Source organism: Roseovarius arcticus, assembly GCF_006125015.1.
GTDB classification, from domain to species: domain Bacteria; phylum Pseudomonadota; class Alphaproteobacteria; order Rhodobacterales; family Rhodobacteraceae; genus Roseovarius; species Roseovarius arcticus.
Map to the genome: position 1 here is coordinate 765,536 of NZ_SZZN01000001.1, position 14,878 is coordinate 780,413.

Here is a 14,878-nt window from a genome sequence, read left to right on the forward strand (position 1 = left end):
ATATGCTTCCCGGCACGCCATGTGCCGGGAAGTGTTTCATGCATTATCGATCTCAGTCAGAGTTTGAGCTTGCCGGGGAAGTAATGCTCATAGGCTAGCGCATAGTCGGGCGCGTTCATCAACTCGTAGAAGCCAACTTTTTCGACCCACTCACGCTGACTATCGAGAGTTTTCTTCATAAACGGATCGGCTTCCAACTCAGGCAGCAGATCGTCCCAGCCCTTAAGCTCGGCATCAAGGATCTCTTTGGACGTGCGGTGAACCGTGACGTCGGCCTCGTTCTGGAGCCACTGAAGGTCTTCTGAATAGCGGCGCATCGCTTTGTTGCTGTTTGCAGTTGACGCAGCTTCGACGCCGTATTTCAGAATCGCCTGAAGGTCTGGGTCCAGGTCCTCAAGGAAGGTCTTTGAGAACAGGAACTCGAAGGCTTCGGACGCTTGGTGGTAGGAAGATAGATAGTAATTCTTAGCCACGTCCTGCGCACCAAAGTCCTTATCAGACGATGGGTTGTTAAACTCGAATGCGTCGATTACGCCGCGCTCCATCGCGGGGACGATTTCGCCGCCCGGCAACTGCGCGACTGACATACCCATGCTGGCCATCAGATCAGCGGCTAGACCCACGGTACGGTATTTGAATCCGTTCAGGTCAGCGACAGTGTTTACTTCGCCCTTGAACCAGCCAAAAGGCTGTGCCGGCATTGGAAATCCGAGATAGCCGACCACGTCGAGGCCCATGATTTCTTGGGTCAGTTCACGGTAAAGCTCTTGGCCGCCCCCTTCATAGAACCAGCCGAGCATCGCAGTGGACGAGCCACCAAAGACCGGGCCTGTGCCGAACAGCGATGCGGCTTTGTTTTTGCCATACCAGTAGGCGGAAACCGACTGTGCTGCATCGATCAGGCCATCATTCACCGCGTCCAAAACTTGGAATGCAGCCACCACAGCACCCGCAGGCAGCACATCCACCTTCAGGCGGCCACCAGACATTTCTTCTACCCGCGTGGCATAATCACGGGCAAATTCCTGCCAGATATTGGCGTCGTTCCATGATGTTTGCATTTTGAGGACAATCGGCGCCTGCGCAAGAACGGCTGGCGCAGCAAGCATGCTGCCAGTGGCAACACCGCCGGCAAGGGCCGATTTCGTCAGAAACGAGCGGCGGTTAACATTACGACTATTTGACATATTTTCTCCTCCCAGAGCGATCGTACGTTCGTTATAATGCAGAGCAGTCAGGGGACGACGATCTAAGGCTTTACCCTAACGTCTCGATTTTAGTTGGCAAGGAAACAGCCGCGAGACGAAGAAAAAAGCTCTGCGCGCTTAGCTGTTCTCCGTCTCGACGGTTGGTGTCGCAAAGCTATCTTTCGTTTCCATCACACTGAGATAGAAACCTAATTTTGCAACTATACGTTTGAGAAAGGCAGCGGTGGCTTAGAGGTGAGATGTCTGTGGCGGACTGGGGTCATTCACTTAGGGGACCCCGCATATCTCCCGGAATCGGAGGTATGCAATACCAACGATAGGGCTGCGCGGGAGGCGATTCCTTGTGCCATGCAGATAGATGGAGATGCTGGACGGGCGCCTACCGTCCCCGCCTGAAGGTGCGTTGAGACACGCGCACTCGGGCAGGATAGGGCAGGTGGCAATGATTGCTCAGCCGCAATACTGCGACTGCACATCGTAGCGCGGCATCGTGAGATAGCGGTAAAGATCGTTCGGGATCCGTAAATTGTCAAAAACGCCTCCGCCCAATTCCGCAGGCTGTCCGGTCGGCGACCCGTCCCGCCCTTGGTTTAGAACGCCACGAGCCTGCTCCAATTCCAAAGCGGAATAGATTGATGGTGGAAATTCAAGCCTGACGGACTGGCAAATAAGCTGATCCTTCAATGTGACTTGCGCAATCTGACCGGGTTCACGCTCTAACAATTGGACGACGTGGCCGGCCTTGATGCCAATTCCGCGAGTTTCAAAGGTCAACGGTTCGCGCAACTCGAAAAGACGCGTGTTCGGACCCGGTCCAAACAAATCGTCTTCGCCTTGCCAGGTATCTCCGGACGCGAACTTCAACCTGAAAACCCCTGGCGGAACAAGCACCTTGAAAAAAGCGCCACCTTTTATGTAGGCGGCCAAGGCGGCAGCATCAGTGTTCTCGTCGATCAATGTCAGAAAGTAGTTCTGACCCGGCGGCGTTTTGACCTGCAGGGGAAACACTGCTGGTAGACCGCTCCGGTTCCACATCAGTCCGGCTTGCTGAGCGGGGCGTACCGCCGCGCTATCTCCGGCGCTTGCAAACGGCGCAGCCGCGCAGAGCAAAAGCACAAGCATCAACCCTGCGATTCTTCCTCTGCGGATCAGTTCCAACAAAGCAGTCTCACTTCCAAGTATTGCCATATTCGTCCGGACAGATTGTCCCCTAACCTTTACCCTATTTGCCATCGTCATGCATTTAATCATCAAGCGTGCTGGCACAACCTCCATCTGAGCCGTGAAGGTGTCGCAACCCCGGCGGTCGTCAAGGCCACTAACGCCGCGCACCGAAGCACTACGAGGCAGGCCGCGCCGCCGTAGGCTCCGCGACTGACTCCGATGAGCCCATTCCGGCAGGGGATGTTCTGAGGTTGGGTCATTTATCGTGATGCGACCAGTGGCAAGCTAATCGGAAAAAAATGACTTGTGGGGCAGGGCGCGTGATTGGGCAGAAAGCACATTGCGCGAGCATCGACCTGCCTACCTGGCAGATGAACAGGACAAGGACATACGCGCGCAATTCAATATTATTTACGCCGCGCCACTTCCCTCAATTTGGGCAAGGTCATGCAATCAGCTTAAAGCTGTCCACGAGCCAGGGGGTGCTTTGGTGAAACGGCGTGATTGCATAGTCGCTGATCAGGCTGCGCATTTTGCTGTCGACCAGCTCAATTACAGATCTGGAACAATCCGGAGTCGAGACTATCGCCAATGTGCGGGAGAAGCTCTTGCCGGGGAACCGGTGCATGCGCAGCTTGGGCTGAAACCGTTTTGCACGGGAAAACAACAATGGGGTGGTGATCGTCCACCCCGCCCCCGCAGCCACCATAGCCATCAAGGTCTGGTTGTTACTGCACTCGAATCTATGTGGCGAAGACACGCCAATACGGCGCAGTTGCGATTCAATCTGGCGCGCAATCATCAGGTTGCCGGAAAAGCGTAGGAACGGCAGTTTCGCGCGGCCCTCCACGATATCCGAAAGAGATTGCTCGCTGACGCGTGGCAGCACCACAACAAATGGGTCGCGCAGCAAGGGCCGATCCTGCAGATCAATAAGCCTTTCGGTCGGCTCAGTCGTGATCCCCAAATCCAATTGACGGTTGCGTAACATCTCAATCACGTCGTGGCTGGACCCGGTTTGGTACATGAAATCGCAGGTTGGCATGCTGTCGGACAGAAAGACGGCCAATTCGGGGATGATATCGCTGTCGAAATCTTCGATTGTGCCTAGCCTGAGATAGCTGGCCTCTGTCACGCTTCCAGCCGACGCTTCGGCCTTCGCCTTGCGGATGGAGAACAGCGCATCGTCGATGTTGCGCAGAAATGCCTTTCCTTTGGGGGTCAGTACCATTGGCCTGCGGGCGTGGTTAAACAGCTCGACCCCCAGATTATCCTCCAGATTACGCAGATGGTGCGAGACCGTGCTGATCGAGAGGCCGCTTTCCAAGGACGCAGCCTGAAGCGATCCGTTCTTGGCGCAGATCTGAAACAGCTCTAGCGACTTTAGGCTGAGATCCTTGGAAGCGAAGGGGCGCGGCATAAGGTACCCTCTGAGCTAATTTCATGAATATGCTTGTTACTACATATACGAAATATAACTATCAATAAATTTCAACTAACAATTTATATTCGGTCACCTAGTCGATGCATGGAAGCCTCGGGCACGATAGGCGGCTGCCGGCCGGATAGTGCCCGGTAAACGAGCAGTGCATCGAACGTATGAGCTTTCTATTCAGCTATCAAAACGGGCTTTGGGGAGTTCGACTGCGACAGAAACTGTTCAATACGTCAGCGAGGCGCCAGATAACACCCTGCCGATGCAAAACCGAAGAGAGGCCTGTCGATACGCCACTGCGGCACGAGAAAATCTAAAGATTTTCAAGCCAACAGCACTGCAATGATCAAATTCAAAAATAAGATCAAACAAGGAGGACTCCAAGAATGAAAAACGGAATCAAACTGACATCTATCCTCGCGAGCGTCGTCGCCACTTTTGCGGCGCAGGGCGCTGCCGCGCAAGACCAGATCACGGTCGGCTATTTTCAGGAATGGCCGATGCCGTTCCAATACGCCAAGGTCGAAGGCATGTATGACGAGGCGATGGGGATGGAAGTCCAGTGGCGTGCCTTCGACACTGGCACTGCGATGAGCGCGGCAATGGCATCGGGCGATGTGCAGCTTGTCGTCAGCCAAGGTGTGCCGCCCTTCGTGGTCGCGACAAGCGCGGGTCAGGATCTGCAGATTCTCGACGTGGCCGTAAGCTATGCCGAGAACGATAACTGTGTGGTGCGCGAAGCGCTCGAGATCGACAAGGACAGCGCGGCGGAGCTCGCCGGCAAGAAGGTCGCTGTGCCGCTGGGCACTGCCGCACATTACAGCTTCATCAAGCAGATGAACCACTTCGGCGTCGACATCGGATCGATGCAGGTCGTCAACATGGCCCCGCCGGAAGGCGCCGCGGCCATTGCGCAGGGTTCGGTGGACATGGCATGCGGCTGGGGCGGTAGCCTGCGTCGGATGCTGGAGCATGGAAACAGCCTGCTGACTGGCGCGGAAAAGGAAGAGCTTGGTATCCTTATCTTTGACGTAACCTCCGGCCCGACCGACTTCGTTGCTGAAAACCCCGATGTCGTGGCGGCGTTCCTCAGCGTGACGGCCGAGGCGAACGAGATGTGGAACAGCGGCGAGAACACCGACAAAATGCTTCCCGTCATCGCCAAGGATGCTGGCATGGACGAAGACGAGGCTGCCGAAACAATCGCCACGTTTACCTTTCCCACCGTCGAAGAGCAGCTTAGCCAAAAATGGCTTGGCGGCGGCGCGCAGGATTTCATGAAGGGCGTTGCCGATGTCTTCGTCGAGGCCGGGAGCATCGACTCCGCCAAGGACGATTACTCGCAAAACGTCAACGCCGCCCCGCTGGAGCAGGCTGCCAGCATGTAATCCAGTGATTTACGCGGGCGCGCGAAACTCCGGGCCCGCGTATTTTCGACCAAAGATCAATTCAAGGGTGCGTGGTGCCGTATGTCGACACTTTCGATCAATAACTTGTCTATGCGGTTCGATCTTCCCAACGGAAGCTATGTGCAGGCGCTCAAGGACGTCTCACTGGAAATCAAAAGTGGCGAGCTTTTGAGCGTGTTGGGGCCCTCGGGCTGCGGCAAGACCACGTTGCTCAATATCCTTGCAGGTTTTCTGGCTCCAACTGAGGGAAGCGTGACGCTGGATGGCAATGCCGTGACCGGCCCCGGAGCCGAGCGCGGAATGGTTTTTCAGCAAGGCGCGCTATTCGAGTGGATGAGTGTGCGGGACAACGTGAGCTTCGGGCCTCGGATGGCGGGCCGAAAGAAGAAAGACTACATTGAAAATGTGAACCACCTGCTCGACGTGGTGGGCCTCAAAGATTTCAAGGACAAGTCTGTGTACGAACTCTCGGGCGGCATGCAGCAGCGCGTTGCTTTGGCGCGGTGCCTTGCAAACGAGCCGGCCGTAATCTTGATGGACGAGCCACTGGGTGCACTGGACGCGCTCACCCGCGAGAAAATGCAGGGGTTGGTCCTGCGCCTTTGGAAAGAGACTGGCAAGACGATCATCCTAATCACCCATTCGGTCGAGGAAGCCCTGCTATTGGGTGAGCGGCTTGTTGTGATGGCCCCGAGGCCGGGACGTATTCACAAAGAATACCGCCTTCCTTTTGCAGCGGCGGGAGTGGGCAAGGACTTGCGGGCCGTAAAGCGCGATCCAGAATTCGGCGAAAAACGTGAGGAAATCCTGTCTATGATCTGGGACATGGAAGAAGAGATAATGGGCCGCACCGAGGAGGTCCCGGCATGATCGTCCTAGGCCTCTATATCACCATCTTCTGTGCGGCATTCATCCTTGTACGTCTTGGCGCGCGCAAGATGATGGTGCGCCACGATTTCACCTCGCTCAAAACCGTAACCTTTGGCGACGAGAGCGCGGTGCGGTCCGACAGATGGGCCAGTATCCTGTCGGTGCTCACGCTATTCTTGCTCTGGGGAGCGTTTACCGGCTCAAATTGGGTCCCGTTTCACGCACCGGGACCATTTATAGGCGACACGGAATTCACCTACACCATGGAAGCGCCCGATGGCGCGCGCGACGAAGCCATCGTGCATGCCCGCGTTTTTCCTGCCGGAGAGACAGGTGATCGGCAACAAGTAGAGCCGGGCACAGGTTTCGCGAAAAACGACTCTATCGCGCTCGCCGCCTGGCGTTCGGGCCTCGTGCTGATCGACAAGAATGACGAGATTACCCGCAGCGACGGCGCCCGGGTTGTCGAGATCGACGGACAGTCTGTATCGCCAGGAAGCCGGGTGGAGGTTGCCCACGGCACCGTTGCGGTCACGTCCAAGGGATCGCTGAACTTCGTGCCCGACGCTGGCATGCAGATGGAACCGATCTGGCTTCCCGCTCCAGAGGCGGTGGTGGCCCGGTTTAAGGAAATCTCAACCCGAGGATACCAGAACTTCACGCTGTGGGAGCATCTATTCTGGTCGCTTTTCCGCGTGATCGTAGGGTTTCTTTGCGGCGCGCTCGTCGGCATTCCGCTAGGTTATGCCATGGGTCTGAGCAACTGGTTCCGCGGGTGGTTCGATCCGATCGTGGAATTCATGCGCCCGGTGCCTCCGCTGGCGCTGATACCGCTCGTCATCATCTGGGCGGGAATCGGAGAGAGCGGCAAGATTATCCTGCTGTTTCTCGCAGCGCTGTGGATCATGGCGATTTCGGCGCGCGCGGGCGTCTCAGGCGTGTCTATTTCTAAAGTACACGCAGCCTATTCCCTCGGCGCAAGCCGCTGGCAGGTATTGCGGCACGTGATCGTGCCAAACTCTCTGCCGGAAATTTTTACAGGCGCGCGGGTCGCCATGGGGGTCTGCTGGGGAACAGTGGTCGCGGCCGAGTTGGTCGCGGCCGAGAAGGGGGCGGGCATGATGATAATGGTAGCCAGTCGCTTCCAACTGACCGATATCGTTCTCATGGGGATCATTCTGATCGGCGTGATCGGCTTCAGCATCGACATCCTGATGCGCAAGGCTGAGGACTGGCTGGTGCCATGGAAGGGCCGCACGTAAATACTTCTATGCCTCAGGAATCCAATGATCGAAACCGAGGCTAGGGGACCCCCTATTCCTGAAGAGATGAAGGTGCGCGCCAACCGCCTGGTAGGAATTTCTTTGCGGAACGCTCAATCGATATTTTCCGATCTAGCTCACCATTCTTAACTTGCCAAGTTGCGCCTAACGTCTGCTAAATGGGGTTAGCATGATACCAGATTTTTGGGAGGTGGAGACAATGACGCCTACAGAACGAAGTAATCGGATTAGCCATCTGAAGGATAAGATGAAGGAACTTGAGGCGCTGTTTGAGGAAACAGAAACAGTTTTCGGAGACCTAACTGACGAAGAAAAACGTTCATTGAAAGGTCTGGCTAGCGCCATTGAATACCACGCCAGCAAAGTGAAGGGATGATGCGGAACAGTTGGGTGCAAACATTGCAGGGTAAACACCATCTCGACCGGTGAATATGCTGACCGTTCAATGGCTGCCCGTCGGCAAAGTTTCGTGAATAAAGCGGGTCTGCGCAATTTTACCCTGTGCATTTGCAGAGATTGCTCGACCGATCTCCACGGTCGGCGCGTCCTCCCAGACATTAAGCCCCCAGGATTGTTCTGGCGACAGATAAGCTGCATTTTATCGCGTGCGGTCAAGATCAACGAAAACACGCCACCCGTGAAACGCAATCCGGTTGAGATTTCGCTAAGAAGCGACGGCCAAAACTAAAGGCCGCCGCCGGTCTGTCTTTAGGTCCTAATCAGCCCCAGTAATGCGGAACGCCGTAATAATCGTGGGTTCGCCGCTCCCAGTCACGGTCCGCATGCCAATCGTCATTGCGTGCCGGGGCGCCTTTGACGTCTTGCTCGGTGATATCTGTCACAAAGCCATTCATATTGGTGTCGTAGGTCAGCTTGCTCCATGGCACGGGCTGATGCTCTTCGCCCATCCCTAAAAAGCCGCCGAACCCCATCACAGCGTATGCGACCTTACCTGATTGCTTGTCGATCATTACATGATCGATTGAGCCTATGCTTGCGCCATCTCGGGTATATACATTTGTCCCGTCCACATCAGCCGATGAAACAAGACTTCCATTGGTAGAATTGTCCATTTTCTTTGCTCCTTGTTTACTCGAAGCAATAACTAACGCTCGAATAAATCGGTTCCTAACAACGAATGAACCGGCAAAAACCTGCCCACCGGAAGGAGCGAGTGACGTCTCATCTTTAAGACTGACTGTTTAGTATGGGGAAAAACTAGGCTCAGGCGGCGCAATAGGATTTAGGTCATGTTGCTGAGAAATTGGCGAGGCGTGGCCACTTGATATGACTGATGGCCAAAGGTGTTTTTGTTAGCAGTTACTCTCGCGGCACCAGTGATTTTCTGCTGCTAAGTCCTGAGCTTAATATCAGACGCACCTCTCACAAAGAAACATGCCCTCCGATGAAGGGCATGTCTCAAATTCTTAATCTGGCGATTATTCGGCTTTAGCAAGTTGTCCGCGAATTTCGCCATTAGGATATTCTTCCGTATGGACATTTACGTAGTACTTGCCGGCTTCCAACTCACCAATCTGCTCATCGGTGATATCTCCGCTACCTTCCATGATTGCCTCGGACATGTCGACAACTGGGCCGGCATTCTCACCCTCGGCGGCAGGACCGTGGATGTGTGCCGCAGTGGCATCCCCAGTCAAACCGTCGTACGTTACAGTCCAAGATACCGTTTTGGCTTCGGTATCGACTGTGACGTCTGCTGTACCGGTTGCCGAGCTTTCGGCTGGTGGCACCTCGGCCTCGGCTGTCAGGTCGGTGGTGTAGGTTAGCATCTCAGCATGAGCAGGGATCGCAAGCGCTGTGCAGGCAGCGACAGCAACCGCAGTGTATCTGATATTTAGCATAAGCATATTCATCACCCCTTTTTGATCTACGTCATCGGGGTCAACGATTGGAGTGCCGTTAAGTTCCAGTAGATAGCTACGGCCTTTCCTGTCTGAAAAAACGCGCGAGATGCATAAGGGCGTTTAGGCGGCATCAGTAGTTACTTTGCGCCTGCCTTTTCTCGGATGCGTCGGTGTCCAAATCTGCAAAGATTGGGACATGGGGTCCGCGTTCAGACCTTAATGATCTTGGTTTACAAGGGTCGCGATGCGCACAACCGCCAGCGCCCGGCACGGGAGAGCTGAGTGTGTTCTGCCTCGGGCGATGACTAGACCTGTCTTTCTGTTATTCCTCGCGAAAGGCGCGCTCGAACTGGTCGATCAGGGGGCGTGCAAAATAGGCCGCCGCTGTCTGTTCTTGGGTTGATAGGTAGATCTCAGCGGGCATGCCCGGCATCAACGCAAGGCCTTTCAGGCGCGCAAGCTCTGCGGGTGCCAGGTAGACATGACCAATATAGAAGGGCTCGCCCGTCGCCTGAGATATCGTAGTTGCAGGCGAAATGTGCGAGATGGTGCCAACGACTTCGGGTGTCGTACGATGATTGAACGACGAAAACCGGACGCGAGCGGCTTGGCCCAGATAGACTTGATCGATCGCAGTGGTTGGCAACTGCACTTCGATCCTCAGCTCTGCCGATGACGGCACTATCGTGGCAAGCACTTCGGCAGGTGTGATCACGCCGCCCTCGGTAAACACCGAAAGCTCGTTAATGCGGCCAGAGATCGGCGCGCGAATTTCTGTGCGTGTCAGGCGGTCCTGCACGGCTGCGATCCGGTCAGACAGTTCCAGAACGCGCGCCTCCACGATAGCAAGCTCGCGCTGCGCCTCGGTGCGAGCAACCTCGTCCACGGCAAGGATCCGCATTCCAATCTCACTGATCCGCGAACGGGATCTGGCAATGTTTGCGTCTAGCTCGCCCAGCTTGCCGCGGAATTGCACCAGCTCGCGCTCGGCATCCTCAACCCGGAGCGCCTCCACCAGTCCTTTCTCAAAAAGGCTGGCGATGCGGAGGCGGCTTTTCTCCACGAGGACAGTCTCGTCGGTCAGCGCCGCCCGCTGCGCCGAGAGCGCGGCGATCTCTTCGTTGACCTGCGCGATCCCAAGATCAAGCTGATCTCGCTGGTTCGCGCGGTTTGCAATATTGCCTGCATGAAGCCGCTCTTCGCCCGATGTGAGCTCTGCGTGCTTAGGGTCCGACGTTAACATCAGTCGGTCTGGAAACCGAATCTCGATTGCGCCCTCTCGGTCTGCAACCAGCCGGGCACGCCGCGCCTCAGCCTCATCAAGTTGGGCAGACAGGATCGACAACTCGGCCCGAGACTGCGCATCGTCGAGGCGAAACAATATCTGACCCGCCGCAACCTCATCGCCCTCGCGCACCGTTATCGTCTCAACAATGCCGCCGTCGCGGTGCTGGACCTGCTTGAGGTTCTGGTCGACTTTTACAGTGCCCATCGCGATGACTGCACCGGTCAGATTTGCCGTCAGAGCCCACGCGCCGACACCCCCCAAAAGTCCAATCACCAAAATGGCGCCAAGGAATATCCGCCCGCCAAGTCGATCATAGGCGGGTTTCTGTTTGGTTTTGTCTGATTTGGATGCCGATGTCGCCATGGTTTAAACCCTTATACTTGTTCTGTCAGGCGTGGTCGGTGACGAACAAATGTTCGCCCTCAAGGACCAGCTCAAGATCGATGACCTTGTCGCGGTCGAAATCGACTTCGATTACTGTCCTGCGGTAGGTGTCAGTCCAATCGTGACGGAAGCTCAGCCGAGGCTCATCGGCGCCGATGTCATCGGCGTAATCGTCCAGCCCGTCTTCGACTCTGTCCTCGATTGATCTCTGCGCGTTCCTGATGTGGCGCTGGCTGGACCCCATGCTGATCCATATTTCATCGTCCGAGTCGTAATCGGTAATCTGGTATATCGACCGATAAATGTCGACGGTGTCGCCTTGCGCAAAGTTGTATAGGTTAGAGCCGCCATTGCCAGTCAGTTTGCCCTCACCTGCGCCTGCGCGAAAAATGTCGTCCCAGGCACTGCCTACGAAGTGCTCGACATTCGTGAACGTGTCTATCCCAGTGCTTTCGCCTGATGCCGTGCCGTCTGCCAAATCGAAGCTCACGGCTTTGGTTGCAGCGGAATAGTCAAGCTGGTCATAGCCTTCGCCGCCATCATATATGTCGGACGCGGCGTCATCGTCGGCAATCAACAGATCGTCGCCCGCGCCGCCGGAAACGGTGTCGAGGCCCTCGCCGCCAGTGAGGACATCGTTGCCTTCGTCGCCCGCTAACCGATCATTTCCTGACTCGCCCGACAGAATGTCATCGCCCTCTTCGCCGTCCAGCATATCATTGCCCACGCCGCCAAAAATAAGGTCGTCGCCCTCACCCCCAAACACGGTGTCATCGCCCATCCCTGCGAGAATGACATCGTTACCGCGTTCGCCAAACAGCCGGTCCCGGCCCGCGTCACCCGAAATCACATCATCGTCCGTACCGCCCCAGACGTCATCGTCGCCGGCGCCGCCGAACAGGGTATCAGCGCCTGTTCCGCCATAGATCTGATCGTTGCCTGCATCGCCGTAAATCTCATCGTCGCCGTCGTTGCCATAGATCTGATCCTGACCGGCCCCGCCAGAGATCCAGTCATTTCCTGCACCGCCGACGATCAGATCGTCTCCTTCGCCGCCGAATATACTGTCGTCGCCGTCGCCGCCGGAAATGTTGTCGTTCCCAGATCCGCCAAAGAGTCTGTCGGGGCCTCCCAATCCTGCCAGATTGTCGTCACCGTCTTGGCCCTCAATCAGATCACGTCCCCGGCCGCCGACAATCAGGTCGGCACCTTCTGAGCCCACAATGTTGTTTTCGACAATGTTCAAGAATGCGCTTTGCGGCAGGGAAAAGCCGCCGTCGGTGATGGTGTAATCTATCCTCACCTCGCCCAGAAAATCGGTGTCAGCGAGATAGCGCCAGCCGTCACCCTTTTGGTCCAGCGTCCCTGAGGTGCTGGCCCCCATCGACACGCTAAGCAGGTTGCCGTCGGGGTCATTGGTTTGCGACAGGAAGTACGACAAGGCAAAAGCGACGGCAGCACCACTGCCGACGTCCCCAAGGATGACCGGCCCTTTGTTGCGGGGGGCACGGTTCGGAACTTGGTCCTGAGCGTCATTCGTTTCATCCTGCGGACCGGCTTCGTCAGTCGGATCTGCCGGTAGAATCGCCAGTTGGCCGCCGTTCGCAGAGCCGGCCGCCGGAGAGTAGACGCCAAGTGGCGATGTGTTCAGGCGGCTCGGGTCCAGCTCGCCCATCCAATTATATGGGGGCAGGGGGGCATTGGCAGAACCACGTGGCGCGTCTGCGCCGATGGAGGAAACGGACAGAGGCGCGAATAGCAGAGTGTCGAACGGACCTGAGACCACTGGAAATGGGAATGGCACCGCCGTTTGATCTTCGCCTTCTTCGGTAACACGCTGTTCGGCGGTCGGCGCTTGCTTACTGGCAACCAGCGACGCTTTGCCGCGTGGGGGCGAGGAGCCGTCTGCGTCGTTGTCCCCACCACTCGAAAACTCCTCCTCCGATGGGACGCCTGCCTGCGGTTCCGACCACAAAAACGAACGGATGTAAAAGCCGAGACCAATGAGACTACCGAACCAACCGGAAATGAATTTGGCATTACCGCCGGCTGGCTTTTGCAACTCCAGTGGGTCACTTGGGTCGGTGTCGGACTGACCTGAGCGGATGCCTTTGACCTCGATCATTGTCGGCCTCCTTTCGTTGCGTTGCGCCCGGCGGAACGGAGTACCTGCGCATCGTTCGTGTCATACGATGCAGAAACCTCTACTGAAACAGGCTTGGACGCTGCGACATCTGGCTTTTCTTTTGCAGGGACGGGACGCGGATTTAGAATATCCTCCCGTGGTCCGAAGGCCGTCAGTTTGCCGCCTTGTACCACGCCGATCAAATCGCAAGATTGAAGAGCCGAGGGGCGGTGCGCGATCAAGATCACGATGCCGCCGCGTTTCTTAACCCCGTCGATGGCGGCCGTCAGAGCGGCCTCGCCCTCGGGATCGAGATGCGCGTTAGGCTCATCCAGAACGACCAGAAATGGGTTCCCATATAGAGCGCGCGCCAGACCCAACCGCTGCCTTTGTCCTCCCGAAACCGCCGTACCCATTGGGCCGAGATAGGTTCTATATCCGTCAGGCAACCGCACGATCATCTCATGCACCATGGCGGCGCGGGCGGCGTCGACAATCCCCTTGGAATCCGGTGCCTCAGACAGGCGCGCGATATTCTCCTCGACGGTCGCGTCGAGCAGGGCGACATCCTGAGGCATGTAGCCAATATGCGCACCGCGGCTGTCATCGCTCCATTGCGTAAGCTCCGCACCGTCGAGGCGGATTGCCCCCCGCAGCGTTGGCCAGATGCCTGTCAATGTGCGGGCCAGCGTCGTCTTGCCGCCGCCGCTTGGCCCGATAATTCCAATCGCTTGGCCTGCGGTTGCTTGGAACGTGACATCGCTTAGCAGGACCCGCCCAGTCGCGGGGGCCGCGACCGTAATACCCTCGACCTTCAGTGATTGGGTAGGGTCGGGCAGGGACATCGGCTCCGGTTGATTTTCGAGAACCTCGACTGTGTTGCGCAGCCGCCGCCACGCGGCGCGCGCAGCCTCCATATTCTTGGCGTTGCCGATGGCAAGATCGATTGGCGCCATAGCACGTGCAGAGGCGATGGTGGCAGCGATGATCGCACCAGCCGAAAGTTGGCCCATGATCGTGAGGTAGGCAGCAAGCCCGAGGATCGACGATTGCAACAGCATCCGCAGAACCCGCGATATCGCGCTGTAGGTGCCAGAAATGTCGCTGGTGCGCGTCTGCAGTTCCAAATGCTTGTCATTTGCGGTCGCAAACCGCGCAACTGCCCGTGAGGCAAAGCCCATGGCTTTGAGCACCTCGGCATTGCGGGCGTTCGAGTCGGCAATCGCATTGCGCTCAATCGTCGAGGCCATTGTGGCGGTGCTCCAGTTCCGCGTGCGCAGTTCCGTAATGATCGCCAGCGAGGCCAGGACGAAAGCGCCCGCTATGGTCAGCGCACCCAGCGTTGGGTGCAGGAAATAGACGAATGCCAAAAAGATCGGCATCCATGGCAGATCAAAGATCGCGATTGGCCCCTGAGAACTGCAGAACGCCCTCAGCGTGTCGACGTCGCGGCCTCGTTCCAGCGCCTCAGACGTAGAGTAACCGAGGCGGGGCATATCAACGACCAACTGGTGCGCGACGGGCGCGAGACGGCGGTCCAGACGCGCACCAATACGGACCAGAACCTGCGTCCTGATAATGTCGAATACGCCCTGAAACATATAGAGGCCGATGGCCAAAACCGAGATTGCGACAAGTGTCGGGATGCTGCCGCTGACCAGTGCCCGGTCGTAAATTTGCAGCATGTAAAAGGAGCCGGTCAGGGCCAATATGTTGATCACGCCTGAAAGGAGCAGCAGAAAAACCGCCAGCCCCTTTATGCCGCCTAACACCTTGATCGCGGCGCCCTTTGACTTCTTTTCACGGTTTGCCATTGCTTGCTCCAGCGTCACTTATGTGGTCGTTCA

General features: G+C 56.8%; 12 protein-coding genes. 4 read left to right on the forward strand and 8 right to left on the reverse strand.

Translation table 11 applies throughout. From position 1 onward, the window contains the following. Positions 1 to 56: 56 nt before the first annotated feature. The 3 genes from MK6180000_RS03675 to MK6180000_RS03685 form a co-directional block, all read right to left on the reverse strand. Positions 57 to 1,187 (reverse strand): TRAP transporter substrate-binding protein, encoded by a 1,131-nt coding sequence (locus MK6180000_RS03675; protein WP_138933504.1) that lies wholly within the window; start codon positions 1,185 to 1,187, stop codon positions 57 to 59. A 471-nt stretch (positions 1,188 to 1,658) separates the two neighbouring features. After that, positions 1,659 to 2,369, reverse strand: a complete 711-nt coding sequence (locus MK6180000_RS03680) for a hypothetical protein (protein ID WP_138933505.1) — start codon at positions 2,367 to 2,369, stop codon at positions 1,659 to 1,661. A 448-nt stretch (positions 2,370 to 2,817) separates the two neighbouring features. Continuing rightward, on the reverse strand, positions 2,818 to 3,792 hold the full coding sequence (locus MK6180000_RS03685; RefSeq protein WP_138933506.1) for a LysR family transcriptional regulator: 975 nt from the start codon (positions 3,790 to 3,792) through the stop codon (positions 2,818 to 2,820). A gap of 401 nt (positions 3,793 to 4,193) precedes the next feature. Between MK6180000_RS03685 and MK6180000_RS03690 the strand changes: the two genes are divergently transcribed. The 4 genes from MK6180000_RS03690 (at position 4,194) to MK6180000_RS20235 (ending at position 7,745) form a co-directional block, all read left to right on the forward strand. Beyond that, positions 4,194 to 5,195 carry a taurine ABC transporter substrate-binding protein gene (locus tag MK6180000_RS03690; RefSeq protein ID WP_138933507.1) on the forward strand — a complete coding sequence of 334 codons (1,002 nt, stop codon included), beginning with the start codon at positions 4,194 to 4,196 and terminating at the stop codon, positions 5,193 to 5,195. Between the two features lie 81 nt (positions 5,196 to 5,276). Next, positions 5,277 to 6,086, forward strand: coding sequence for a taurine ABC transporter ATP-binding protein (locus MK6180000_RS03695; protein ID WP_138933508.1), 810 nt, complete (start codon positions 5,277 to 5,279; stop codon positions 6,084 to 6,086). Then, a complete protein-coding gene (locus tag MK6180000_RS03700) occupies positions 6,083 to 7,348 on the forward strand; it encodes an ABC transporter permease (RefSeq protein WP_138933509.1) in 1,266 nt (421 codons plus the stop codon). The genes MK6180000_RS03695 and MK6180000_RS03700 overlap by 4 nt, the downstream gene beginning before the upstream one ends. A gap of 220 nt (positions 7,349 to 7,568) precedes the next feature. Then, on the forward strand, positions 7,569 to 7,745 hold the full coding sequence (locus MK6180000_RS20235; protein WP_171054530.1) for a hypothetical protein: 177 nt from the start codon (positions 7,569 to 7,571) through the stop codon (positions 7,743 to 7,745). A 343-nt stretch (positions 7,746 to 8,088) separates the two neighbouring features. Here the strand turns inward: MK6180000_RS20235 and MK6180000_RS03705 are convergent, their stop codons facing one another. From MK6180000_RS03705 to MK6180000_RS03725, 5 genes are all read right to left on the reverse strand, one after another. Then, on the reverse strand, positions 8,089 to 8,442 hold the full coding sequence (locus tag MK6180000_RS03705; protein ID WP_171054531.1) for a PRC-barrel domain-containing protein: 354 nt from the start codon (positions 8,440 to 8,442) through the stop codon (positions 8,089 to 8,091). Positions 8,443 to 8,808: 366 nt separating this feature from the next. Continuing rightward, a complete protein-coding gene (locus MK6180000_RS03710) occupies positions 8,809 to 9,237 on the reverse strand; it encodes a CHRD domain-containing protein (protein ID WP_246040420.1) in 429 nt (142 codons plus the stop codon). A gap of 319 nt (positions 9,238 to 9,556) precedes the next feature. After that, positions 9,557 to 10,885, reverse strand: coding sequence for an HlyD family type I secretion periplasmic adaptor subunit (locus MK6180000_RS03715; RefSeq protein WP_138933510.1), 1,329 nt, complete (start codon positions 10,883 to 10,885; stop codon positions 9,557 to 9,559). Positions 10,886 to 10,910: 25 nt separating this feature from the next. Next, positions 10,911 to 13,031, reverse strand: coding sequence for a calcium-binding protein (locus MK6180000_RS20830; protein WP_138933511.1), 2,121 nt, complete (start codon positions 13,029 to 13,031; stop codon positions 10,911 to 10,913). Beyond that, positions 13,028 to 14,845: a type I secretion system permease/ATPase gene (locus MK6180000_RS03725; RefSeq protein WP_138933512.1), complete on the reverse strand. Its 1,818-nt coding sequence runs from the start codon at positions 14,843 to 14,845 to the stop codon at positions 13,028 to 13,030. Before MK6180000_RS03725 ends, MK6180000_RS20830 begins: the two co-directional genes overlap by 4 nt. Between the last annotated feature and the right edge of the window lie 33 nt (positions 14,846 to 14,878).

What these genes read in the sequence shown, in the direction of transcription:
- MK6180000_RS03675 (WP_138933504.1), bottom strand. Translation starts at nt 1,187, where the DNA reads ATGTCAAATAGTCGTAATGTTAACCGCCGCTCGTTTCTGACGAAATCG.
- MK6180000_RS03685 (WP_138933506.1), bottom strand. Translation starts at nt 3,792, where the DNA reads ATGCCGCGCCCCTTCGCTTCCAAGGATCTCAGCCTAAAGTCGCTAGAG.
- MK6180000_RS03690 (WP_138933507.1), top strand. Translation starts at nt 4,194, where the DNA reads ATGAAAAACGGAATCAAACTGACATCTATCCTCGCGAGCGTCGTCGCC.
- MK6180000_RS03695 (WP_138933508.1), top strand. Translation starts at nt 5,277, where the DNA reads ATGTCGACACTTTCGATCAATAACTTGTCTATGCGGTTCGATCTTCCC.
- MK6180000_RS03700 (WP_138933509.1), top strand. Translation starts at nt 6,083, where the DNA reads ATGATCGTCCTAGGCCTCTATATCACCATCTTCTGTGCGGCATTCATC.
- MK6180000_RS20235 (WP_171054530.1), top strand. Translation starts at nt 7,569, where the DNA reads ATGACGCCTACAGAACGAAGTAATCGGATTAGCCATCTGAAGGATAAG.
- MK6180000_RS03705 (WP_171054531.1), bottom strand. Translation starts at nt 8,442, where the DNA reads ATGGACAATTCTACCAATGGAAGTCTTGTTTCATCGGCTGATGTGGAC.
- MK6180000_RS03710 (WP_246040420.1), bottom strand. Translation starts at nt 9,237, where the DNA reads ATGCTTATGCTAAATATCAGATACACTGCGGTTGCTGTCGCTGCCTGC.
- MK6180000_RS03715 (WP_138933510.1), bottom strand. Translation starts at nt 10,885, where the DNA reads ATGGCGACATCGGCATCCAAATCAGACAAAACCAAACAGAAACCCGCC.
- MK6180000_RS20830 (WP_138933511.1), bottom strand. Translation starts at nt 13,031, where the DNA reads ATGATCGAGGTCAAAGGCATCCGCTCAGGTCAGTCCGACACCGACCCA.
- MK6180000_RS03725 (WP_138933512.1), bottom strand. Translation starts at nt 14,845, where the DNA reads ATGGCAAACCGTGAAAAGAAGTCAAAGGGCGCCGCGATCAAGGTGTTA.